General features: G+C 73.4%; 18 protein-coding genes. 13 read left to right on the top strand and 5 right to left on the bottom strand.

The features are described 5' to 3' along the window. The first annotated feature begins 197 nt into the window (after positions 1-197). The 4 genes from ACP7TJ_RS01435 (at position 198) to ACP7TJ_RS01420 (ending at position 5,970) form a co-directional block, all read left to right on the top strand. Positions 198-962: an ABC transporter ATP-binding protein gene (locus ACP7TJ_RS01435; RefSeq protein ID WP_093769780.1), complete on the top strand. Its 765-nt coding sequence runs from the start codon at positions 198-200 to the stop codon at positions 960-962. Positions 963-965: 3 nt separating this feature from the next. Further along, a complete protein-coding gene (locus ACP7TJ_RS01430; protein ID WP_427761803.1) occupies positions 966-3,494 on the top strand; it encodes an FtsX-like permease family protein in 2,529 nt (842 codons plus the stop codon). A gap of 554 nt (positions 3,495-4,048) precedes the next feature. Then, positions 4,049-5,320, top strand: a complete 1,272-nt coding sequence (locus ACP7TJ_RS01425) for a sensor histidine kinase (RefSeq protein ID WP_427761801.1) — start codon at positions 4,049-4,051, stop codon at positions 5,318-5,320. Continuing rightward, entirely contained in the window at positions 5,308-5,970 is a 663-nt protein-coding gene (locus ACP7TJ_RS01420; RefSeq protein WP_228920580.1) for a response regulator, read from the top strand. The genes ACP7TJ_RS01425 and ACP7TJ_RS01420 overlap by 13 nt, the downstream gene beginning before the upstream one ends. Before the next feature lie 204 nt (positions 5,971-6,174). Here ACP7TJ_RS01420 and ACP7TJ_RS01415 read toward each other — a convergent pair whose 3' ends face one another. Together ACP7TJ_RS01415 and ACP7TJ_RS01410 are read right to left on the bottom strand one after the other, a co-directional pair. Beyond that, positions 6,175-6,507, bottom strand: a complete 333-nt coding sequence (locus ACP7TJ_RS01415; RefSeq protein WP_102640844.1) for a MazG-like family protein — start codon at positions 6,505-6,507, stop codon at positions 6,175-6,177. Between the two features lie 38 nt (positions 6,508-6,545). Further along, entirely contained in the window at positions 6,546-7,088 is a 543-nt protein-coding gene (locus tag ACP7TJ_RS01410; RefSeq protein ID WP_427761800.1) for a DoxX family protein, read from the bottom strand. Positions 7,089-7,216: 128 nt separating this feature from the next. Here ACP7TJ_RS01410 and ACP7TJ_RS01405 point away from each other — a divergent pair, with 128 nt between their 5' ends. Further along, positions 7,217-7,543 carry a nuclear transport factor 2 family protein gene (locus ACP7TJ_RS01405; RefSeq protein WP_427761798.1) on the top strand — a complete coding sequence of 109 codons (327 nt, stop codon included), beginning with the start codon at positions 7,217-7,219 and terminating at the stop codon, positions 7,541-7,543. A gap of 40 nt (positions 7,544-7,583) precedes the next feature. Here the strand turns inward: ACP7TJ_RS01405 and ACP7TJ_RS01400 are convergent, their stop codons facing one another. Next, positions 7,584-7,976: a winged helix-turn-helix transcriptional regulator gene (locus ACP7TJ_RS01400; protein WP_093769773.1), complete on the bottom strand. Its 393-nt coding sequence runs from the start codon at positions 7,974-7,976 to the stop codon at positions 7,584-7,586. 94 nt (positions 7,977-8,070) lie between these two features. Between ACP7TJ_RS01400 and ACP7TJ_RS01395 the strand changes: the two genes are divergently transcribed. The 5 genes from ACP7TJ_RS01395 (at position 8,071) to ACP7TJ_RS01375 (ending at position 18,250) form a co-directional block, all read left to right on the top strand. After that, on the top strand, positions 8,071-8,916 hold the full coding sequence (locus ACP7TJ_RS01395; protein WP_189909191.1) for an SDR family oxidoreductase: 846 nt from the start codon (positions 8,071-8,073) through the stop codon (positions 8,914-8,916). 302 nt (positions 8,917-9,218) lie between these two features. Next, positions 9,219-10,424: a S8 family serine peptidase gene (locus ACP7TJ_RS01390; RefSeq protein ID WP_427761796.1), complete on the top strand. Its 1,206-nt coding sequence runs from the start codon at positions 9,219-9,221 to the stop codon at positions 10,422-10,424. 215 nt (positions 10,425-10,639) lie between these two features. Beyond that, on the top strand, positions 10,640-14,014 hold the full coding sequence (locus ACP7TJ_RS01385) for a pyruvate carboxylase (protein WP_189909431.1): 3,375 nt from the start codon (positions 10,640-10,642) through the stop codon (positions 14,012-14,014). A gap of 184 nt (positions 14,015-14,198) precedes the next feature. Next, on the top strand, positions 14,199-15,011 hold the full coding sequence (locus ACP7TJ_RS01380) for an SAM-dependent methyltransferase (protein ID WP_167744241.1): 813 nt from the start codon (positions 14,199-14,201) through the stop codon (positions 15,009-15,011). Between the two features lie 227 nt (positions 15,012-15,238). Next, positions 15,239-18,250, top strand: coding sequence for a family 16 glycoside hydrolase (locus ACP7TJ_RS01375; RefSeq protein ID WP_427761793.1), 3,012 nt, complete (start codon positions 15,239-15,241; stop codon positions 18,248-18,250). Positions 18,251-18,318: 68 nt separating this feature from the next. On the opposite strand, the gene ACP7TJ_RS01370 is transcribed toward ACP7TJ_RS01375, so the two are convergent. Together ACP7TJ_RS01370 and ACP7TJ_RS01365 are read right to left on the bottom strand one after the other, a co-directional pair. Beyond that, positions 18,319-19,956 carry an MFS transporter gene (locus tag ACP7TJ_RS01370; protein WP_427761791.1) on the bottom strand — a complete coding sequence of 546 codons (1,638 nt, stop codon included), beginning with the start codon at positions 19,954-19,956 and terminating at the stop codon, positions 18,319-18,321. A gap of 265 nt (positions 19,957-20,221) precedes the next feature. Further along, a complete protein-coding gene (locus ACP7TJ_RS01365) occupies positions 20,222-20,998 on the bottom strand; it encodes an IclR family transcriptional regulator (protein ID WP_427761789.1) in 777 nt (258 codons plus the stop codon). 74 nt (positions 20,999-21,072) lie between these two features. Between ACP7TJ_RS01365 and ACP7TJ_RS01360 the strand changes: the two genes are divergently transcribed. Genes ACP7TJ_RS01360 through ACP7TJ_RS01350 form a run of 3 tightly spaced genes read left to right on the top strand, consistent with a single transcriptional unit; the run spans position 21,073 to position 23,709 of the window. Continuing rightward, positions 21,073-22,233: a cupin domain-containing protein gene (locus ACP7TJ_RS01360; RefSeq protein WP_367495216.1), complete on the top strand. Its 1,161-nt coding sequence runs from the start codon at positions 21,073-21,075 to the stop codon at positions 22,231-22,233. Position 22,234: 1 nt separating this feature from the next. After that, a complete protein-coding gene (locus ACP7TJ_RS01355) occupies positions 22,235-23,062 on the top strand; it encodes a fumarylacetoacetate hydrolase family protein (RefSeq protein ID WP_427761787.1) in 828 nt (275 codons plus the stop codon). After that, complete coding sequence (locus ACP7TJ_RS01350; protein WP_427761785.1) at positions 23,059-23,709, top strand: maleylpyruvate isomerase N-terminal domain-containing protein; 651 nt, start codon at positions 23,059-23,061, stop codon at positions 23,707-23,709. Before ACP7TJ_RS01355 ends, ACP7TJ_RS01350 begins: the two co-directional genes overlap by 4 nt. Positions 23,710-23,727 lie beyond the last annotated feature (18 nt).

Here is a 23,727-nt window from a genome sequence, read left to right as displayed (position 1 = left end):
AGTCCACCGTTCGACCGTACGCGCGCCCCTCACCGGACACCACTCGATCACCGGCGGCCCGCGCTCCGCCCGGACGGCGCACGCGTCAGGTAGCGCCTGCACCACCACAAGCCGGTCGCTGGCTGCATGGGCGGCGGCCCGCCGCCGCCCTAGCGTCGGGAGGGTCCCGAGGAACCGCACCCGGAAGGCCCCCGACCATGCCCCTGATCCCGGACGGCAGCGCCGTCGCCCTCGAGCGCGTGCGCAGGACGTACGGCGGCGAACAGCCCGTCGTGGCGCTCGACGACGTGAGCGCCGAGTTCCCGCGCGGCACGGCGACCGCCGTGATGGGACCTTCCGGATCCGGCAAGAGCACCCTGCTGCACTGCGCGGCCGGACTCGACCGGCCGGACTCCGGGCGGGTGCGGATCGGCGCCACCGACCTGTCGTCCCTGTCCGAGAAGAAGCTCACCGAACTCCGGCGCGCCCGCGTCGGCTTCGTCTTTCAGGCGTTCAACCTGGTGGGCGCGCTGAACGTGGAGCAGAACATCCTGCTGCCGTCCCGGCTCGCGGGCCTGCGCCCCGACCCCGCCTGGGTCGACGAGGTCGTCGGGCGGGTCGGCCTCGGCGAGCGGCTGCGGCACCGGCCCGCCCAGCTCTCCGGCGGCCAGCAGCAGCGCGTCGCCATCGCCAGGGCGCTGGTCACCCGCCCCGAGGTGATCTTCTGCGACGAACCCACCGGCGCGCTCGACACCCGGTCCGCGGCGGCCGTCCTGGACCTGCTGCGGTCGGCGGTCGACGCATACGGGCAGACCGTCGTCATGGTCACCCACGACCCGGTCGCCGCCTCCTACGCCGACCGCGTCCTGATCCTGGCCGACGGGCGGATCGTCCGGGACATGGAACGCTCCGGTGCCGAGCGGATCGCCGAACAACTCGCCCTGCCGGGCCACCGGCAGCCCGTCGCGAGCCGGGAGGGCTGACGGGTGCTCCGGCTCGCGGCGCAGACGCTGCGCCACCACAAGGGCGGCTTCCTCGCCACGTTCGTCGCGCTCGCCGCGGGCGTCGCCGTCCTCATGACCTGCGCCCTGCTCGTCGAGTCCGGATGGCGGCACCAGGGCGACCCGCACCGCTACGGCGCGGCCCTCGCCGTGATCGCCGACCGCGACCTGACCGTCGACGGGCCGACGGTGCTCGGCGAGACCGAGCGCACCACCGTCCTCCTGCCCGAGCGGGGCAGCGTCCCCGCGGAACTGGCCGGTGAACTGGCCGACGTGCCCGGCGTCGAGCGCGCGGTCGGCGACCGGCGGCTCGTCGTCACCACGACCGCGGCTCCCGAGCTGCCCGCCACGGGCCACGGCTGGTCGAGCACCGCCCTCGCTCCGTACCGCCTGGTGTCCGGACAGCCGCCGCGCTCCGACCGGGAGATCGCCGTCGACGCCCGGCTCGCCGGCTCCACGGGCCTCACACCCGGCACCACCACCGAGGTGGTCACCGGCGGGGTGAGCCACGCCTACCGGGTGAGCGGCGTGGTCGACGCGGACGGCACGCCGGGCGGGCGCGCGGCGGTGTTCTTCACCGACGCGCACGCCGCCGCCCTCGACCCGCACCCCGGCCGCTACGACGCCGTCGGCGTGCTCACGGCGCCGGACGCCGACCGGGACGCCGTCCTCGCCGGGGTCCGCCGGATCGCGGACGCCGCCGGCGCCACCGCGTACACCGGCGACGACCGCGGGCTCGCCGCCGAGCCCGAGAGCGCCGCCGCCCGCTCCCTCACCCTCGGCGCCGGGGCCGCGTTCGCCGGATACGCGGCGGCCGTCGTCGGCTTCGTCGTCGCCGGCACCGTCGGACTGTCCGTACGGCACCGGCGCCGCGACCTCGCCCTGCTGCGGGCCGTCGCCGCCACCCCCGGCCAGGTCCGGTCGATGCTCCTCGCCGAGGTCGGGCTGCTCGCCCTGCTCGCCGGCGCCGTGGGCGCCCCTTCCGGGCTGCTCGCCGTCCGCCTGGTCCGCGACGCGCTCGTCTCCCGCGGCTTCCTCCCGGACGACTTCGCCGTCCGGGGCGGCGCCCTGTCCGCCGCGGCCGTCGTCGTGACCGTCGCCGTCGTGGCGCTGCTCTCCGCCTGGACCGCCGCGCTGCGCGTCACCCGCATCCGGCCCACCGAGGCGCTCGGCGAGGCGGCCGTGGAACCCGCCACCGGCGGCAGGGTGCGCCTGATCTCCGGACTCGCCTGTCTCGGCGGCGCCGTCTCGCTGACCGGGCTCACCGGCGCCACCGACGGGCAGACCGCGCTCGGCGCCGCCATGGGCATGCTCTATCTGTTCGTCCTGGGCGTCGCCCTGCTCGCGCCCTGGATCAACCAGGCCGCGGCCCGGCTGCTCGAGCCCGCGCTGCGCGCCGTGTGGGGCAGCAGCGGCTACCTCGCCGCCGCCAACCTGCGCGCCAACGCCCGCGGCATGGTCGCCGTGCTCACGGCGCTCGTGCTGTCCGTGGGCCTCGGCGGCACGGTGTGGTTCCTCCAGGACAACCTGGAGCGGCAGACGGTGGTGCAGAGCCGTGAGGGCGTCCTCGCCCAGCACGCGCTCACCTCCGGCGCCGGACTGCCCGCCTCCGCCGCGGCCGAGGCGCGCCGCGTCCCCGGGGTGGTCGCCGCGACCGGCGTGCGCCGCACCTCCGTGGTCGTGCCCGACCGGCTCGAACCGCAGACGGTGCCCGCGCAGGGCATCGATCCGCTGGGCGCGGACCGCACCCTGGACCTGCGGGTCCGCTCCGGCAGTCTCGACGCCCTGCGCGAGGACACCGTGGCCGTCTCCACCGCACGCGCGGACGCGGCGGGCTGGCGGCTGGGGGACAGGGCGCGGCTGTGGCTCGGCGACGGCACGCCCGTCACCCTGCGCGTCGTCGCCCTCTACGAGCGCGGCTGGGGCTTCGGCGACGTCACCCTGCACCGGCGGACCCTCGACGGGCACACCGTCACCGGGCTCGACGACCGGGTGCTGATCCGCACCGCCCCGGACGCGGGCGCCGAGCGTGCCCTCGCCGAGCTGGCCCGCCGTCACCCGGGCGGTCAGGTGGTCGACACCGCCCGCCTGACCGGCGAACTCGCCGAGGACGTCGCGGTGAGCGGCTGGCTCAACAAGATGCTCGTCGGCGTCCTGGTCGGCTACGCGGTGCTGGCCGCGGCCAACACCCTGGTCATGGCCGCGCTCGCCCGCACCCGGGAGCTGGCCCTGCTCCGCCTGGTCGGCGTCACCCGCGGCCAGGTGAAGCGGATGGTCCACGCCGAACAGGCCGGCCTGCTGGGCGTGGCGCTGCTGATCGGCACCGTGATCGCCGGCGTCACCCTCACCACGATCGTCCGCGCGGTCACCGGAGCCACCGTGCCCCACGTCCCGGCCGCCGGCTGGGCGGCCCTCCTCGGCGGCACGGCGGCGCTGGCCCTGCTCGCCACGATGGTCCCGGTCGGCCGCATCCTGCGCACGGCGCCGGTCGAGGGCATGGGCGTCCGCGAGTGACCACGCCTGACAGCACAGACGCGCCCGCCGGTTCCGGCGCGGCGGCCGGTTCTCGCGCGCCAGCCGGTTCCGGCATGTCGGCCGGTGCCGGGGTGTCTGTCGGCTCTGGCGGGCCTGCTGGTTCTGGCACGGCGGCCGGCTCTCGCGTGCCCGTTGGTTCCGGCGCGCCTGCTGGTTCTGGCACGCCCGCCGGTTCCGGCATGTCGGCCGGTGCCGGGGTGTCTGTCGGCTCTGGCGGGCCTGCCGGTTCTGGCACGGCGGCCGGCTCTCGCGCGCCCGTTGGTTCCGGCGCGTCTGTCGGCTCTGGCACCCCTGCCGCCGTCCGCGTGCCCGTCTGCTCCGGCGCGCCGGACAGGTCTGGCGCGTTCGCCGGCTCCGGCGCACCGGCCAGGTCTCGCGCGGGCGCCTACCCGGGCAAACCCGCCGCCTCCGGCGCGCCCTCCCGCTCCCGTGCCCGCGCCCGGGCAATGGGCCCCGGCCCCGGGCGTCCGCAGGGCGGGCGGCCGGGCGGGGCGGCGGGGCGGCGTTCTATCCTCCGTGCCTGGGAGGTGCGGATGGTGGTGACCCACGACCGCCCGGCGGGCGTACGGCCGGGGCGGCGCCGGGCGGTGGCCGTCCGTGCCCGGACCGCGCTGGACGCGCTGGAGCACCTGATCGGGGGACTGGGCACCGCCCTGCTCGCCCTGCTCGCCACGCTGTGGCTGGCCCTCACCACGGCGGCCTGCGTCGTCGGCGTGGGCCTGTGGCTGCTGCCGTCCGCCCTGCACGCGGTGCGCGCGGTCGCCGACCGGGAACGCGGCAGGCTCTCCCGCTGGGGCCCGGAGATCGTCGGCCCGGCGCCGCCGCCCGACGGGCTGCGGGCGATGCTCGCCGACCGCACCGTCCGCCGGGAGGTCCGCTGGGTGGTCACGCACGCGTTCCTCGGCCTGTTCCTCGGTCTCGTCGGGGCGACGCTGCCGCTGAGCGCGGCCCACGACGTCACCTTCCCGCTGTACTGGACCTTCCTGCCCGAGAGCGAGGCCACGTCCGCCGTGGGCTGGTGGACCGTCCGTGACTGGCCCGGCGCCCTCGCCGTCAGCGCGATCGGCGTGGCCCTGGTCGGCGTCACCCTGCTGTGCGCGCCCGCCCTCACCCGGCTCCAGACCTGGCCCGGACGCCGCCTGCTCAGCCCCGACCCGGGCACCGACCTGGTCCTGCGGGTCGCGGAGCTGACCGCCACCCGCGCCGCCGCCCTGGACGCCCACGTCACCGAACTCCGTCGCGTGGAGCGGGCGTTGCACGACGGCACGCAGAACCGCGTCGTCGCCGTCACCGTGCTGCTCGGCGCCGCCCGCCGTGCCCTGGCCCGCGACCCGAAGGAGGCCGCGGCCCTGCTGGACCGCGCCCAGGACGCCGCCGAGCAGGCGCTCACCGAACTGCGGGCGGTCGTGCGCGGCATCCTCCCGCCGGTCCTGGCCGACCGCAGCCTGCCCGACGCGCTCACCGCGCTCGCGGCCGGCTGCCCGGTGCCGTGCCGGGTCTATGCCGACCTGCCCGCGCGGTGCCCGGCGGCGGTCGAGGCGACGGCGTACTTCGCGGTCGCCGAGGCCCTCACCAACATCGCCCGGCACAGCGGCGCGGGCGAGGCGCGGGTCGCCGTCCGCGTGGCCGACGGGCTGCTGCACGTGGAGGTCCGCGACGACGGCCACGGCGGTGCCGGCGAGCACGGCGGGACCGGGCTCACCGGCATCCGACGCCGTGTCGAGGCCCACGACGGAACACTGGAGCTGGCCAGCCCTCCCGGCGGCCCCACCACCCTGAAGGTGACCCTGCCATGCGGATCGTGATCGCCGAGGACGACGCCCTGCTGCGCGAGGGGCTGGCGCTGCTGCTGCGCGCCGAGTCCCTGGACGTGGTGGCGACGGCCGAGGAGCCCGGCGCCTTCCTCGACGCCGTCGACGCGGAACGGCCGGACGTCGCCATCGTCGACGTACGGATGCCGCCCACCCACACCGACGAGGGGATCACCGCCGCCGTGGAAGCGCGGCGGCGGTTGCCCGGCCTCGCGGTGCTCGTGCTGTCCGCCTACGTCGAGCAGGCCTTCGCCACCGACCTGCTCGCGCAGGGCAGCGCCCGGCTCGGCTATCTGCTGAAGGAGCGGGTGGGGAGGGTCGAGGAGTTCCTGGAGGCGCTGCACCGGGTGGCGGACGGCGGCACCGCGATCGACCCGGAGGTCGTCGCCCAGCTGCTCACCCGCAGCAGGCCCGACACCCGCCTGGAGCGGCTGAGCCCTCGCGAGCGGGACGTGCTCGCGCTGATGGCGGAAGGCCTGGGCAACGCGGCCATCGCGGAACGCCTCGTGGTCAGCGACGGGGCCGTGCACAAGCACATCCGCAGCATCTTCGCCAAGCTCGACCTGCCCCCCACGGACCGCACGGACCGCCGCGTGGCAGCAGTCCTCCACTTCCTCGAGAACGCCCGCCGCCAGACCCCTTAGGGACGCGGGGAACTGCGCGACCCCCCGGCGGACAGCCGGCACCTCCAAGCAGGCGTCACGGCCGACCCCCTCAGGGGCGCGGGGAACTGCGCGACCCCCCGGCGGAGAGCCGACACCTGCAAGCAGGCGTCACGGCCGACCCCCTCAGGGGCGCGGGGAACTGCGCGACCAGCCCAGGACAACCCGCACCCGCCCGCCGGGCCGTCACCCCGCCCCCAGCGACCGCTCACGAACCCGCCGAAGATGCCCCGCAAAAACATCCCGCGCCTCAGGCGTAAGCGTCCGCAACGCCACAAGAGCGGTGACGGCGACGTCACACAACTCCGCACTCACGTCGTCCCACGTATGCGTCACCCCCTTCCGCGGATTCTGCCCCGTCGCCCCCACCACCGCCTGGGCGACCTCGCCCACCTCCTCCGACAGCTTCAGAATCCGCAGCAGAACCTCGTCCGGCCCGTCGACGACCCGGTTCGCGTCCAGCCACCCGTGCAACTCCTCGACGGACCGCCAGAGGTCCACATCCTCGTGCTCGCTCATGAGCGAGGAGCCTCGCACAGCCCACTGACAGCCCTCCGCTACTCGAACAGCGTCCCCTGCTGCCCCTCCCGCGCCTTCCGCAGCCGCCGGGTCCGCGCCCCCACCGCCATCGCCGTGGCCGCCGCCGTCACCCCGAGGGCAGCCGGGACCATCCAGCCCCGGTCGACGGCGTGCCGGAGCAGATGGTCGAGGGAGAGCCGTCCCGGCCCGGTGACGGCGAGCCCCGCCGCCGTCATCCCCAGCGACGCCGCGTACTCGAACCCGCCCTCCTGGTTGAAGAAGCCGTTGGGCGCGTGCACGGCCGACGCGCCCGCCATCGCCCCGGCGGCGGCCGCACCCGCCGCCGGGGTGGCGAGGCCGAGCGCCAGCAGCAGCCCGCCGCCGGTCTCCGCGACACCGGCCGCCGTGGCGCTGACCTTGCCGGGCGCGTACCCGATGGAGTCCATGAACTGGCCGGTGCCCTCGATGCCGCCCCCGCCGAACCAGCCGAACAGCTTCTGCGTACCGTGCGCCGCGAGCACCCCGCCGGTTCCCAGCCGGAGCAGCAGCAGTCCCAGATCGCGTCGGTCGTAACAGGTCACGTCGTCTCCCCGTGAACGGTGGTCGGGCCCGACCACCGTCGCACCGCCGCCGCGGGCCCGGCCCGTCGCCGACGCCGAACGGGTGACGCGGGTGGCGGGGGCCCGGCACCGGTACGAACCTGACAGGCATGACCATTCAGACCACCCGCCTCAGCGACCCGGCCGTACGCGCCTTCGTCACGGCCGTCAACAACCACGACCGGGAGGGCTTCAGGGCCCTGCTGGCGCCCGGGGCCACCATGGCGGACGACGGCACCGAACGGGACCTCGCCGACTGGACCGACCGGGAGATCTTCTCCTCCCACGGTCACATGGAGGTCGAGAACGAGTCGGACGGCGGCCGCCGCCTCATCGCCCGCTACACCAACGACACCTACGGCGAGATGCGCACCACCTGGTCCTTCACCGTCGACGACGACGGCCGCATCACCCGCTTCGAGACCGGCCAGGCCTGACGGCCCGCCAGGCGCGCCGCACCGACGTCTCACCGACGTCTCACCGACGGGCAGGGTCCGCGTCGTACGCCCGCCGTGCCTCCTCGACTTGGCCCAGATGGGCCGCACCCCACTCGCTGAGATGCGCGAAGAGCGGCGCCAGGCTGAGGCCCAGCTCGCTGATCTCGTACTCCACCCGGGGCGGCACCTCGGGGTGGTACGTGCGCACCACCAGTCCGTCCCGCTCCAGCTGCCGCAGCCGCTGGGTCAGCACCTTCGGCGTGATCGTGCCGATGCGCCGCTCCAGCTCGACGAACCGCTGCCGTCCGTACGCGTGCAGCGCCCACAGCACCGGCGTGGTCCAGCGGCTGAACACGATGTCCACCACCGGGCTGACGGGACAGGCGAACGCGGGCTCGCTCCCCGTGGTCGCCGCCTGCTTCGGTCCGGCCATGCACACCCCTTCGGGGAAGTCACTATCCTCTAGGTACCTACTATATTCAGGCTGTTAGCGTCCCCACCACACCGAGACAACAGGGGAGTTGTTCATGTTTGTGGTGACCGGGGCAACGGGGAACGTCGGCCGGGAACTGGTGCGTTCCCTCGCGGCGGACGGCGCGCGGGTGACGGCGACGTCGAGGGGGATCACGGCGGACCACGTGCCGGACGGCGTACGGCAGGTGCGCGCCGACCTGACCGACGCCGGCAGTCTGCGCGAGGCGTTCGACGGGGCCGACGCGCTGTTCCTGCAGAGCGGCGGCGCCTCCGCGCATCTGATCGACCCGCGGGAGATCGTCGCCACGGCCAAGGCCGCCGGCGTCACCCGCATCGTGCTGCTGTCCTCACAGGGCGTCGCCACCCGACCGGGTTCGGTGTCGCACGGCGTGGTGGCGCGCGCCGTCGAAGACGCCGTACGGGAGTCGGACGCGCACTGGACGATCCTGCGTCCGGGGGGCTTCCACTCCAACTCCCTGGCATGGGCGGGCGCCGTGCGGTCGGCGCGGACGGTCGCCGCGCCGTTCGGCGACGTGGGGCTGCCGCTGATCGATCCGGCGGACATCGCCGAGGTCGCCGCCACGGTCCTGCGCGACGGCGGACCGGGCGGCCGGGTGATCGAGCTGACCGGCCCGGCCCTCGTCACCCCGCGCGAGCAGGCCGGGGCGATCGGGGCGGCGCTCGGCGAGCCGGTGCGGTTCGTGGACCTGCCCCGCGGCGAGGCCCGGGAGCAGATGCTGCGGTTCATGCCCGAGGAGGTCGTCGGGACCACGCTCGGCATCCTGGGCGAGCCCACCGGGGACGAACTGCGCACCGGCCTCGGCGTCGAGGACGTCCTCGGCCGTCCGCCGCGCCCCTTCGCCGACTGGGCCCGGCGTCACGCCGGCCTGTTCCGCTGACCGGCGGTCCCCTGACCCACGGGCGTGAAACGCCCGTCCCGTGAGGATCGGGTGACGGGATGGTCACGAATCTCGCCCACGCGCTGGTTGGCGCGTTCAAGTACCCCGCTCAGCTCGGGTTTCACGGATCGGTTGGCTCGGACTTGGGCGGACGTTGTGGAGATCGGCCGTACCGCGACGTCCGCCGTCCCCGGCCACCATTGATCTGAACGCGACACATAGTCAGTCTTCTCGTCAGCCTCCGCGTCTCGTCACGCCGGAGGCCAACCCCCCACACCACCCTGACGAGGAGACCCCTCTTCATGACGCAACGGATGCGCACCGTCGCACTGAAAGTCACCGCCGCCGCCTGGGCGGTGACCGCCGCGAGCACGGCAGCCCTGCTCGGGGCTTCGTCCGCCCAGGCCCAGCCGGCCGAGGGCACGGTCCACGGCCTCGGCGCCGCAGGCGCCGTCAAGGGCAGCTACATCGTCCTCCTCGACGAGGAGACGACGTCCGCCGACAAGCGGGAACTGGCCCAGGAGTACGGCGGCACGCTCAGCCGGTCGTACGGCGCGGCCCTGGAGGGCTTCTCCGCCGACGGCCTCAGCGCGACCGAGGCGAAGCGCCTCGCGGCCGACCCGGCCGTCGGCGCCGTGGTCGCCAACCGCACGTACCGCACCACCGCGACGCAGGACAACCCGCCCTCCTGGGGCCTGGACCGCATCGACCAGCAGGACACCGCGGGCGACAGCAAGTACACCTACCCCGACCAGGCGGGCGAGGGCGTCACCGCGTACGTCATCGACACCGGCGTGCGGATCACGCACAAGGACTTCGAAGGGCGCGCCAGCCACGGCTACGACGCCGTCGACAACGACGACAGCGCCGACGACGGCAACGGCCACGGCACGCACGTCGCCGCCACCATCGCGGGCGCCGGCCACGGCGTGGCCAAGAAGGCCAAGGTGGTCGCCGTGAGAGTCCTCGACGACAACGGCTCCGGCACGACCGAGCAGGTCGTCGCCGGCATCGACTGGGTCACCGAGAACCACAAGGGCCCGTCCGTCGCCAACATGAGCCTCGGCGGCGCCGCCGACCCGGCGCTCGACGCGGCCGTGCAGAGGGCCATAGCCTCCGGCGTCACCTTCGCGGTCGCCGCCGGCAACGAGTCCGCCGACGCCGGCCAGGGCTCGCCCGCCCGTGTGCCCGAGGCGCTCACCGTCGCCTCCAGCACCGAGGACGACGCCCAGTCGGACTTCTCCAACTTCGGCGAGTCCGTCGACCTGTACGCGCCCGGCTCCGGCATCACCTCGGCCTGGAACGACAGCGACACCGGCACCAAGACCATCTCCGGCACCTCGATGGCCTCCCCGCACGTGGCCGGCGCCGCCGCCGTCCACCTGGCGGCACACCCCGACGCCGACCCGGCAGCCGTCGCCGAGGCGCTGACCGACGGCGCCACCGCCGACGCGATCAGCAACCCCACCACCGGCACGCCCAACAAGCTGCTCAAGGTCACCGAGTAGCACACGGCACGCACGCGCGCGCCTACCGGGCGCCGGGGCCACAGGGGAAACGTTCCCTCTGTGGCCCCGTACGTCTGCGACCCGTACCCCCGTACGTCCCGGTATGGCGGCCCCCTGTCCCCGGCGCGCCGGAACGAGTGGCCCGGCTCACATGGCGTATCGCCCCTGCCGCGGACACGATGGTGATCGTCACCGGCAGGCTGAAGGGACCGACCATGTTCCGCAAGGTGCTCGTCGCCAACCGCGGCGAGATCGCGATCCGGGCGTTCCGCGCGGGCTACGAACTCGGTGCGCGCACCGTTGCCGTCTTCCCGTACGAGGACCGCAACTCGCTGCACCGTCTGAAGGCCGACGAGGCCTACGAGATCGGCGCACCGGGACACCCGGTCCGGGCCTATCTGTCCGTCGAGGAGATCGTGCGCGCGGCGCGCCGGGCCGGCGCCGACGCCGTCTACCCGGGCTACGGATTCCTGTCGGAGAACCCCGAGCTGGCCAAGGCCTGCGCGGACGCGGGCATCACCTTCGTCGGCCCCGACGCCCGCATCCTGGAGCTGACCGGGAACAAGGCGCGCGCCGTGGCCGCGGCCCGGGAGGCGGGCGTCCCCGTCCTCGGATCCTCCGCGCCCTCCACCGACGTCGACGAACTCGTGCGCGCCGCCGACGCGATCGGTTTCCCCGTGTTCGTGAAGGCGGTCGCGGGAGGCGGCGGCCGGGGCATGCGCCGTGTGGAGGACCCCGCCCAGCTGCGGGAAGCCGTCGAGGCCGCGTCCCGGGAGGCCGCCTCCGCGTTCGGCGACCCCACCGTGTTCCTGGAGAAGGCCGTCGTCGAGCCCCGCCACATCGAGGTGCAGATCCTCGCCGACGGTCAGGGCGAGGTCATCCACCTCTTCGAGCGGGACTGCTCCGTGCAGCGCCGCCACCAGAAGGTGATCGAGCTCGCCCCGGCGCCCAACCTCGACCCGGAGCTGCGCGACCGGATCTGCGCGGACGCCGTGCGGTTCGCCCGGCACATCGGCTACCGCAACGCCGGCACCGTGGAGTTCCTCCTCGACCGCGACGGCCATCACGTCTTCATCGAGATGAACCCGCGCATCCAGGTCGAGCACACGGTCACCGAGGAGGTCACCGACGTCGACCTGGTGCAGGCCCAGCTGCGCATCGCCGCCGGCGAGTCGCTCGCCGACCTCGGACTGTCGCAGGAGTCGATCACCCTGCGCGGCGCGGCGCTGCAGTGCCGCATCACCACCGAGGACCCGGCCAACGGCTTCCGCCCGGACACCGGCCGGATCAGCGCGTACCGCTCGCCCGGCGGCTCCGGCATCCGCCTCGACGGCGGAACCACCCACGCCGGCACGGAGATCAGCGCCCACTTCGACTCCATGCTGGTCAAACTGACCTGCCGGGGACGTGACTTCACCGCCGCGGTGGGCCGCGCCCGGCGCGCGGTGGCCGAGTTCCGCATCCGCGGCGTCGCCACCAACATCCCCTTCCTTCAGGCCGTGCTGGACGACCCCGACTTCCAGGCCGGGCGGGTCACCACCTCGTTCATCGAGCAGCGCCCGGAGCTGCTCACGGCCCGGCACTCCGCCGACCGCGGCACCAAGCTGCTCACCTACCTTGCCGACGTCACCGTGAACAAGCCGCACGGCGAGCGGCCGGAGCTGATCGACCCGCTGACCAAGCTGCCCGAGGTGCCCGCGGGGGAGCCGCCGGCCGGCTCCCGGCAGCGCCTCGCCGAGCTGGGCCCCGAGGGCTTCGCCCGCTGGCTGCGCGCGTCGCCGACCATCGGCGTCACCGACACCACCTTCCGCGACGCCCACCAGTCGCTGCTCGCCACCCGGGTCCGCACCAAGGACCTGCTCGCCGTCGCCCCGGTGGTGGCGCACACCCTGCCCGGGCTGCTGTCCCTGGAGTGCTGGGGCGGCGCCACCTACGACGTCGCGCTGCGCTTCCTCGCCGAGGACCCGTGGGAGCGGCTCGCCGCCCTGCGCGAGGCCGTGCCGAACATCTGCCTCCAGATGCTGCTGCGCGGCCGCAACACCGTGGGCTACACGCCGTACCCGACGGAGGTGACCGACGCGTTCGTGCAGGAGGCGGCGGCCACCGGCGTCGACGTCTTCCGCATCTTCGACGCGCTCAACGACGTCTCCCAGATGCGGCCGGCCATCGACGCCGTCCGCGCGACCGGCACGTCCGTGGCGGAGGTGGCCCTGTGCTACACCGCCGACCTGTCCGACCCGTCGGAGCGGCTCTACACGCTGGACTACTACCTGCGCCTGGCCGAGCAGATCGTCGAGGCGGGCGCGCACGTGCTGGCAGTGAAGGACATGGCGGGCCTGCTGCGGGCGCCCGCGGCGGCGACACTGGTGTCGGCGCTGCGCCGTGAGTTCGACCTGCCGGTGCACCTGCACACCCACGACACCGCGGGCGGGCAGCTCGCCACCTACCTCGCCGCGGTCCAGGCGGGCGCGGACGCGGTGGACGGCGCGGTGGCCTCGATGGCAGGCACGACCTCGCAGCCCTCGCTGTCGGCGCTGGTCGCCGCCACCGACCACTCCGAGCGGCCCACCGGCCTGGATCTCCAGGCGGTCGGCGACCTGGAGCCGTACTGGGAGAGCGTCCGCAAGGTCTACGCGCCGTTCGAGGCGGGTCTGGCCTCCCCGACCGGGCGCGTCTACCACCACGAGATCCCCGGCGGCCAGCTCTCCAACCTGCGCACGCAGGCGATCGCGCTGGGCCTCGGCGACCGTTTCGAGGACATCGAGGCGATGTACGCGGCCGCCGACCGGATGCTGGGGCGGCTGGTGAAGGTCACCCCGTCGTCCAAGGTGGTCGGCGACCTCGCCCTGCACCTGGTCGGCGCGGGCGTGGACCCGCGCGAGTTCGAGGAGAAGCCCGACCGCTTCGACATCCCCGACTCGGTCGTCGGCTTCCTGCGCGGCGAGCTGGGCACCCCGCCCGGCGGCTGGCCCGAGCCCTTCCGCACGAAGGCGCTGCGCGGGCGCGCGGAGCCCAAGCCGGCGCCGGAGCTGTCCGCCGAGGACCGGGAGGGCCTGGCCAAGGACCGGCGCCCGACGCTCAACCGGCTGCTGTTCCCCGGCCCGACCCGCGAGTTCGAGACGCACCGCCAGTCGTTCGGCGACACCAGCGTCCTGGACAGCAAGGACTTCTTCTACGGGCTGCGCCCGGGGAAGGAGTACGGCGTCGACCTCGACCCGGGCGTCCGGCTGCTGATCGAGCTCCAGGCGATCGGCGACGCGGACGAGCGCGGCATGCGCACGGTGATGGCCACGCTGAACGGCCAGCTGCGGCCGATCCAGGTCCGCGACCGCGCCGCGGCCTCCGACGTGCCGGTCACCGAGAAGGCCGACCGCGCCAACCCGGGCCATGTGGCGGCGCCCTTCGCCGGTGTGGTGACCCTCGCCGTCGCCGAGGGGGACCAGGTGGAGGCCGGCGCCACGCTGGCGACCATCGAGGCGATGAAGATGGAGGCGGCCATCACGGCCCCGAAGTCCGGCACGGTGTCCCGGCTGGCGATCAACCGCATCCAGCAGGTGGAGGGCGGCGACCTCCTGGCCGAACTCGCCTGATCCAAGCCGCCCGATCAGCGGGTGGGTCATGCCCTCGGCATATGCCGTCCACGGGGCCGCCGTCGAGCGCGACGTGCGGCCCCGTACGCACGCCCGGCGGCCTTCGGACAAGCCTGCGCAGGCGAGCTGTGGGACCGTAGATTGAGCGGCGACAACAGCTCTCGGAACAGTACGGACGGCACTCATGACCGACCCCGCGACGACGCCCGGATCCGCACAGCAGAAGATCGACACCTCGGTGCCGCACTCGGCCCGCATCTGGAACTACTGGCTGGGAGGGAAGGACAACTACCCCGTCGACGAGGAGGCCGGCGACGCCTACACCGCCGTCTTCCCCGGCATCGTCACCATCGCCCGCAGCAGCCGCGCCTTCCTGCGCCGCAACATCACGTACCTCGCCGGTGAGCAGGGCATACGTCAGTTCCTCGACATCGGCACCGGCCTCCCCACGGCCGACAACACCCACCAGGTCGCCCAGCGGATCGCCCCGGAGTCCCGGATCGTCTACGTCGACAACGACCCGATGGTCCTGGCCCACGCCCGCGCGCTGCTCTACTCCACGCCCGAGGGCGCGACGGCGTACGTCGACGCGAACGTCCGGGAGCCCGAGCGCATCCTGGAGGCCGCGAGCCGCACCCTGGACCTCTCGCGTCCCACCGCGCTGATTCTCAGCAACATCCTCGGCCACATCGCCGATTACGACGAGGCACGCTCGGTCGTCGACCGGCTGATGGCCGCCCTGCCGTCCGGCAGCTTCCTGTCGGTCAACGACGGTTCGCGCGGCATCGACCCGGTCTTCGAGCGCGCGCAGGAGGCGTACAACTCCAGCGGCGCGGTGCCGTACAACCTGCGGACGGTGAAGGAGATCACCTCCTTCTTCGACGGACTCGAACTGGTGGAGCCGGGTGTGGTGTCCGTGCAGCAGTGGCGTCCGGACGAGGACGCGCCGGAGCCGCAGGTCATCGCCGAGCACGGCGGCCTGGCCCGCAAGCCCTAGACACGCCCCGGCCGTCCGGCGTTCCGGAAGAGGCGGGTCCCGGCAACCCCCGGGACCCGCCTCTTCGTTGTCCGCGTGAAGAACTTTGAACTCGTCGATGACAAAGTATGGACGAGTTGAGCAGAAGTCTCCTAGCGTGTCGGCGCAACCGTTGGCGTACTCGCGAAAACGCGTATTCCCCACCGGAGTTGTCCGGCCCTCCGGTCGACCCAGCAGGAGGCAGCAGCATGGACGCACGGCTGTACCGGCATGTCCGAAGATCACTCACCGGCCTGCTCGTCGGCGCCTTCCTGGCCGGCGGCGTGTGGGGGTCGCCCCTCGCCTCGGCCCGGCCGGGCGCCGCCGCCCAGGCCGACGTACCGCCCCAGGAACCGGGCGTCACGCTCCGCGTGTTCGACGTGCAGGTCCCGCTCGAGAAGATCTGCACCCTCAAGCCCGGCCAGACACCCAACGTCGACCGGCTGGCCCCGGTCGTCGACTTCAGCGCGGCCGACGACTTCGGCGGGTTCGCCGACAACTTCGTCAGCCAGGTCACCGGCAACGTCCACGTCCCGGCCGCCGGTGCGTACACCTTCCGGCTGACCAGCGACGACGGCTCCCGGCTGCTGATCGACGGCCAGGTGGTGATCGACCACGACGGGCTGCACGGCGCCGAACCCAAGGACGGCACCGTCGAACTCACCGAGGGCATGCACGCGTTGCGCATCGACCACTTCGAGCGCGGCGGCGGCCAGCAGCTCACCCTGGCCTGGCGCCCGCCGGGCGCCGACGCCTTCACGACCGTGCCGAACGAGGCGCTGAGCACCGACGCCGGCGTGGTGCGGGTGACCGCGCCGGGCCGCAAGGAGTGCGAGGGCATCACCGACTCGCCCGGCGACGGCCTGCCGCTGAACGCCGTACGCCCCGACCACACCCTCACCGACCTGCGTCCCGAGGGCTTCGAACCGCAGGTCACCGGCATGGACTGGCTCCCCGACGGCCGGCTGCTGGTGAGCACCTGGGGAGGCACCGACAACACGGCCGGCGAGATCTACGTCCTCGACCACGCCACCGGGAACACCGGCCCGGACAAGGTCACGGCCACGAAGATCGCGGGCGGGCTCAAGGAGCCCATGGGACTGAAGGTCGTTGACAACGCTGTCTACGTCTCGCAGAAGCACGAGCTGACCGAGCTGCGCGACAGCGACGGCGACGGCTCCCTCGACCGGTCCCGGACCGTCGCCACCTGGCCGTACGGCGGCAACTTCCACGAGTTCGCCTTCGGACTCCTCTACGACAAGGGGTACTTCTACCTGAACCTGTCCGTCGCCATCGACTACGGCGGCGCCACCAGCGACCCGCAGCCCGCGCCCGGCCGGGGCGTCACCGTCAAGGTGAACAAGAAGACGGGGAAGGTCAGTTACCTGGCCGGCGGGCTGCGCACGCCCAACGGCATCGGCTGGGGGCCCGGGGGCGGCATGTTCGTCACCGACAACCAGGGCGGCTGGCTGCCCGCGTCCAAGCTGGTCCACGTCCAGCAGGACCGCTTCTTCAACCACTACACCAACCCCGCCGGCCCCTTCGACAAGGAACCGGTGACCCAGCCGGTGCTGTGGCTGCCGCAGAACGAGATCGCCAACTCGCCCAGCACGCCCCTTCATCTGACCAAGGGGCGCTTCAAGGGGCAGATGCTGTTCGGCGACGTCACCTACGGCGGGCTCCAGCGTGCCTACCTGGAGAAGGTCAAGGGCCAGTACCAGGGAGCCGTGTTCCGCTTCACCCAGGGCCTCGAAGCGGGCGTGAACCGCATCAGCATGGGCCCCGACGGCGCGATCTACGTGGGCGGTCTGGGCGCCGACGGCAACTGGGGCCAGGAGGGCAAGCTCAAGTTCGGCCTGCAGAAGCTCACGCCCAACGGCGGCAACACCTTCGACATCCAGGCCATGCGGGTGCGCAAGGGCGGCTTCGAGGTCGAGTACACCCAGCCCCTGTCGCAGGAGACCGCCGAGGACCTGGTGAGCCACTACCGGGCCGAGCAGTGGCGCTACACCCCGACCCGCGACTACGGCGGTCCCAAGATCGCCGAGGAGACCCTCGAGGTGACCTCGGCGCAGCTGTCCGCCGACCGCAGGAAGGTCACCCTGGCCATCGACGGCCTCAAGCCCGGCCGCGTGGTGCACCTGCGCTCCCCGCGTCCGTTCAGCTCCGCGTCCGGCGAGACCCTGTGGAGCACCGAGGCCTGGTACACCCTCAACGCCCTCCCGGGCGCCGAACCCGCACCCGGCCCGGTGTACGAGGCGGAGGAGGCCACCCTCACCGGGGCGGCCGGCATCAACACCGACCACCGCGGCTACTCCGGCAGCGGCTTCGTCGACCGGTACGGCACCCAGGGTGCCACCACCACCTTCGACGTCACCGTGGACCGGACCGGCTCCTACGACGTGGGCCTGCGCTACTCCAACGGTCCGAACCCCTTCCAGGGCACCAAGTCCGTCTCCCTGTACGTCAACGGACGCAAGATCAAGCAGACCGGGCTGCGCAGCACCGGCGACTGGGACACCTGGTCCACCCAGCGGGAGACGGTACGGCTGCGCGCCGGGCACAACACCGTCGCCTACCGGGTCGACGAGGGCGACACCGGGCACGTCAACCTGGACCTCCTCACCGTCGACCGGCACGGCGCCCCGGTCACCCTGTTCGACGGCCGGAACCTCGACCGCTGGCAGCACACCGACGGACGCCCGGTGCAGTGGCCGGTCGACGGCGGGGCCGCCGAGGTCTGCTGCGGTGACATCCGCACCAAGGACAGCTACGACGACTTCCGGCTGCACATCGAGTACCGGCTGCCGAAGCTGCCCCCGGACGTCACCGGCCAGGACCGCGCCAACAGCGGCGTCTACCTCCAGGACCGCTACGAGATCCAGATCCTGGACTCCTACGGCGACACCACCCTCGCCACCGACGAGGCGGGCGCGATCTACCAGAAGAAGGCGCCCGACGTGAACGCCGCCCGGCCGCCGGAGACGTGGCAGTCGTACGACGTCGTCTTCCGCGCCGCGCGCTACGACGCCGAGGGCAACAAGACGTCCGACGCGCGGATCACGGTGGTGTGGAACGGGAAGAAGGTCCACGACGACGTGGCCGTGGACGGCCCCACCGGCGGCGGCGCCCCCGAGGGCCCGGCGGCCGCGGCCGTCCGGCTGCAGGACCACGGCAACGCGGTGCGGTACCGCAACATCAGCATCACACCGCTGAGCTGACACGCCACGGGTGAGCACACGGGTGTGGCCGGGCCCACGGGGACCCGGCCACACCCCTGTGGGGGCGCCTACCGTGCCGCGGGCTGCCGGCCGGACGCCCGGCCGGAGGTCACCGCGTCGAGCGAGTCCGCCTCGGCCGAGCCGCCGCGGGCGCGGATGCCGATCATGCCGAAGGCGGTGAGCAGCGCGGCGGCCGCCGCCGCGATGCCGCACACCAGGTAGGCGGTGGAGAAGCCGCTGCCCAGCGCCTGAAGGGCCAGGTCGTGGGCGGCGGAGCCCGGGACGCCCTCGGGCAGGCTGTTCACCGCGATCGGACCGCCCTCGCGTCCGATCTCCGCGGCGGCCTGCGCGTGGGCGACCGGGAGACCGGTGCCGGCCAGGCTCTCGGCGAAGGCCGACCCGGCGCCGCTGAGGGCGACCGCGCCCACGACGACCGGGCCGAGCGCGAAGCCGAGGTCGCGCAGCATGTTGGTGGTGGCGCTGGCCATGCCCGCGAGCTGCGGCGGCACGCTGTTGAGGGCGACGGCGGTCACCGAGCTGACGGTCAGCGCGAAACCGATGCCGATCAGGGCGGAGGGCAGCAGGAACGGGATGAGGGAGGTGTCGGTGACGTCCAGCCCGGTGAACAGCAGGCTGCCGGCCGCCATCAGCGCGAAGCCCGAGGTCAGCAGCCAGCCCGGGGCGACCTTGTGCAGCAGCTGGGAGACCAGCGGGATGAGCACGAAGGCGGGGCCCTGGAGCAGCAGGAACGGGATCGCCACACGGATCGGGTCCTGGTGCTGCACCGGGCCGAGCCACATGCTCGTGGAGAAGCAGGCGCCGAGGAAGGCCAGCATGCCGATGACCGCGACGACCGACGACACGGTGAAGGCCCGGTTGCGGAACAGCTTGAGGTCGAAGATCGGGGAGTCGGCGCCCAGTTCGACCAGCACGAACCCGGCGAGGAACACACCGCCGAGGGCGAAGGCGAGCATCACGGGGAGCGTGGTCCAGCCCGACTCCGGGCCCTCCACGGCGCCGTACAGCACCAGGATCAGGCCGATGGCGAAGGTGATCTGACCGGGGACGTCCAGCCTGCGGCCCTCGGGCGCCTTGGACTCGGTGGCGAGCAGCGCGGTGAGCGCCATGCTGACCACGGCGAGGACGACCAGCACCCAGAAGGAGCCGCGCCAGGAGCCGATCTTGGCGAACATGCCGCCGATCAGCGGTGACACGGCGGCGCCGGCGGACAGGAAGCCGCTCCACAGCGCCACCGAACTCGCCCGTTCCTTCGCGGTCCGGGTGACGGCGGTGATCGAGGTGAGGGAGCCGGGGAACATGGCGCCCGCTCCCAGACCGTTGAGCGCGGCGCCCACCCACAGCACCTGCACGGTGGGGGCCAGGGCGGCCACCGTGCTGCCGGCGACGACGAGGGCGGTACCGGCCATGACGAGCCTGCGCCGGCCGAAGAGGTCGCCGAGGACACCGAAGGTGAACTCGAAGCAGACCACGGCGATCATGAACGCGGCGGTGATCCAGGTGAGTTGGGACCCGCGCGTCTGGAGGTCCTCCTGGAAGAGCCCGTTCAGCGAGACGGGCAGGGCGTTCGCGACCTGCGCCACGAACACCGCGGCGCAGGCGGCAGCCAGTGTTCCCGCGTAGCCCGGGTTCCGGGCGGCCCCCGCGGTGGGGCCGTGGGACGTCGTCGTCCCGTTGTCGAGCGTCATTGCTGATTTCTCCCTGGCTGGGAAAGACGGCGTCCCGTGAGCGAGCGGGAGCCCGGAGAGCGTGGATGGTCGGTCCGGGGTTCGCGGTGGGGGAGACGAACACGACGCGAAACGGACGCGATGCCGGGAGAATGACATTCGCTTTACGTCACGTCAATGAAATATGCGCAATCAACAGTGAAACGTCTCGCTGTATGAGCATCGTCCAGACTGTCGAGCGAGTGGGGCCGGGGGTGGGAGCGGCGCGGGTGCGGGCGCGTGCCGCTCAGTCCCGCGTGGCCAGATCCCGTTCGAGGGCGCGCGCGGCGGCGTCCAGCGTCGCGACCAGCGGCCGCAGCCGGTGCGGGTCGTACCGCACGCCCGGCATCGACACCGACAGGCCGGCCAGTGCCGTCCCGTCCCGGTCGCGCACCGGCACGCCCACGGCCACCAGGCCGCGCTCCGAGCGCTCCTGGTTCACCGCGAACCCGTTGCGCCGCAGCCGCCGCAGCTCCTCCCGCAGCCGTCCCAGATCGGGACGCTCGGCCGGGCGCTCCCGGTAGCGCTCCTCGGCGTACACCTCGTCCAGCTCCTCGTCGGTGAGGTCCGCGAGCAGCAGCAGCCCGGCCGTCGTGCGGTGGGCCGGGAACACCATGCCCTCGCGGGAGCCGACCCGCAGCGCCTGCCCGCACTCCACGCCGGCGATGAACCGCGCGGTGTCCCCGGTGCGCACGATCAGGTTCGCCGTCTCGTCCAGCAGGTCCACCACCCGGCGCAGATGCGGCAGCGCCGCCGCGCGCAGCCGTGACACCAGCGACTGGGAGTGGGCGGCGAGCTCCAGCACCGGCCCCGCCCGGTAGGTGCGGTCCTCGCCCTGCACGGCGAAGTCCCGGTAGACCAGCATCGCCAGCAGCCGGTGCGCGGTGGACCGGGCCACGCCCAGCCGCTCGGCGATCTCCGAGACGGTCGCACCGCCCTCCATCTGCAGGATGGTCGCCGCCCGCAGCGCGTGGTCCACGCTGGCGATGGGGTACGGCGGCGGCGTCTTGAGCGGCTTGTCCATGGTGCTGCTTCCTCGCGATTCTGCTCTCCAGAATCTCCATGTTCTCTCTGAAGACACCGAGCAGTCTGTGTGCCGTGACTCAGTCCTCCATCGCCCAAGACACCGCAACGGGTTCCCCGGTCCGGCTCCAGGCAGTCGCCGCGGCGGGGCAGCCCGAGGTCACCCCGGCGCTCGAAGAGCTGTACCGGGGCTTCGAACAGGAGCTGCTCGTCCCGCTGTGGACCGAGATCGGCGACCTGATGCCCGCCCATCCCCGCTCCCGTGCCGTGCCGCACCTGTGGCGCTGGGAGACGCTGCGCGAGCTGGCCGCGCGCGCCGGCGACCTGGTTCCCGTCGGCCGCGGCGGCGAGCGCCGCGCCATCGCCCTGGCCAACCCCTCCCTCGGCGGACGGCCCTTCGCCACCCCGACGCTGTGGGCCGCCATCCAGTACCTGATGCCGGGCGAGGACGCCCCGGAGCACCGCCACACCCAGCAAGCCTTCCGCTTCGTCGTCGAGGGCTCGGGCGTATGGACGGTCGTCGGCGGCGACCCGGTGCCGATGAACCGCGGCGACTTCCTGCCGCAGGCCGGCTGGAACTGGCACGCCCACCACAACGCCACCACCGAGCCGATGGCCTGGATCGACGGCCTGGACATCCCCTTCCAGTACGTCACCGAGGCGCAGTTCTTCGAGTTCGGCCGCGACGAGATCAGCGACGCCGAGCGCATCACGCCCGAGCGCTCCCGCTCCGAGCGGCTGTGGGGCCACCCGGGCCTGCGCCCCCTGTCGGCCACGCCCACCACGCCCGGCAGCCCCCTGCTGTCCTACAAGTGGGAGTACACGAACGCCGCCCTGCGCGACCAGCTGCTGCTGGAGAAGGAAGGCTTCGGCGGCACCGTCGAGCCCGGCCACGCCGCGGTGCGCTACACCGATCCGCACGACGGCTCCGACGTCCTGCCCACCATCCGCGCCGAGTTCCACCGCGTCGCCCGCGGCGCCGAGACCGCGCCGGTGCGCGAGACCGGCTCGTCCGTCTACCAGGTCTTCGACGGCTCCGGCACGGTCACCGTCGGCGGGAAGTCCTGGACGGTGACCCGCGGCGACCTGTTCGTCGTCCCGTCCTGGGAGCCCTTCTCCGCGAAGTCCGAGGCCGGTGGCTCCGACTCCGACTCCGGCGCCCTCGACCTGTTCCGCTTCTCCGACGCGCCCGTCTTCGAGGCGCTCAAGCTCGCCCGCACCCAGAAGGACGCCTGACATGAAGCTCGCCACCCTCCGCACCGCCGACGGCACCCGCGCGGTACGCCTCGACGGCGGGAGCCTCGTCGACCTCGGGTACTCCGACCTGGGCGAACTGTTCGCCCAGGACGACTGGCGGAACCAGGCGGCCGGCGCGTCCGGCACCGCCTACCCGGTCGAGGGCGCCGACTTCGCGCCGGTCGTCCCCAGCCCTTCCAAGGTGGTCTGCGTCGGCCACAACTACACCAACCACATCAAGGAGATGGGCCGGGACCTGCCCAGCCACCCGACCCTCTTCCCGAAGTTCCCTGAGACCCTGATCGGCGCCGGCGACGACATCGTCAAGCCCGACGAGACCGACGCCCTCGACTGGGAGGTCGAACTCGCCGTCGTCGTCGGCAAGCGGGTGCGCCGCGCCGACGAGCAGCAGGCCGCCGACGCCATCGCCGGCTTCACCGTCATGAACGACATCTCGCTGCGCGACTGGCAGTTCCGCACCGTCGAGTGGACCCAGGGCAAGATCTGGGAGGCCACCACCCCGGTCGGCCCCTACGTCGTCACCCCCGACGAGGTCGGCGGGGTCCGCCCCGCGCTCCAGGTCACCACGACCGTCGACGGCGAGGTCATGCAGCAGGACGACACCGGCACCCTGCTCTTCGATCCGGTCTTCCTGGTCCGGTACATCTCCACCGTGATCACCCTCAACCCGGGCGACATCATCGCCACCGGCACCCCGGCCGGCGTGGGCAACGCCCGCGACCCCAAGGTGTTCCTGCTCCCCGGCCAGACCGTGGTCACCGAGATCACCGGCCTGGGCGCCTGCGTCAACAAGGTGGTCGCGGGATGACCGCGCCCGCCCGCACCCTCGCCGACGCCCGCGCCTGGGCCCGCACCGGCACCGAGCTGATGCTCGACGCCGTCGCCGGCCTCGGCGAGGACGCCTTCTCCGCGCCCAGCGTGCTGCCCGGCTGGACCCGCAAGCACCTGGCGGCGCACGTCGCCGCCAACGCCGACGCCCTCGGCAACCTGGTGCGCTGGGCGGCCACCGGCGAGGAGACCCCTATGTACGCCTCCGCCGAGGAGCGCGCCGCCGGCATCGCCAAGGGCCCCGCCCTGACGGCCGACGAGCTGCGTTCCTGGCTGGCGGACTCCGCGCGGAAGCTCGCGGCGGGCCTGGACGGACTCACCGGCGAGCAGTGGCGGCACCAGGTCGTCACCGCTCAGGGCCGCACCGTGCCCGCCACCGAGCTGCCGTGGATGCGGGCCCGCGAGGTGTGCGTCCACGCCGTCGACCTCGGCACCGGCGTCGTCACCTTCGCCGACCTGCCCAAGGGCTTCCTCACCGCCCTGGTCGCCGAGATCCGCGGCAGGCGCGGCCTGGACGAGCTGCCCGAGGGCCCGCTGCCCGAGGGCCCGCTGCCCGAGGTCGCCGCCTGGCTGGCCGGCCGCCCCCACACCCTCGCCGACGCCCCCCAGCTCGGCCCCTGGCTGTAAAGAAGTGAGTGCCATGTC

The organism is Streptomyces sp. DSM 41931 (assembly GCF_050271085.1).
GTDB classification, from domain to species: Bacteria; Actinomycetota; Actinomycetes; order Streptomycetales; family Streptomycetaceae; genus Streptomyces; species Streptomyces albogriseolus.
Note: the sequence above shows the minus strand (reverse complement) of the source record. Positions and strands in the feature narration are given on the sequence as shown.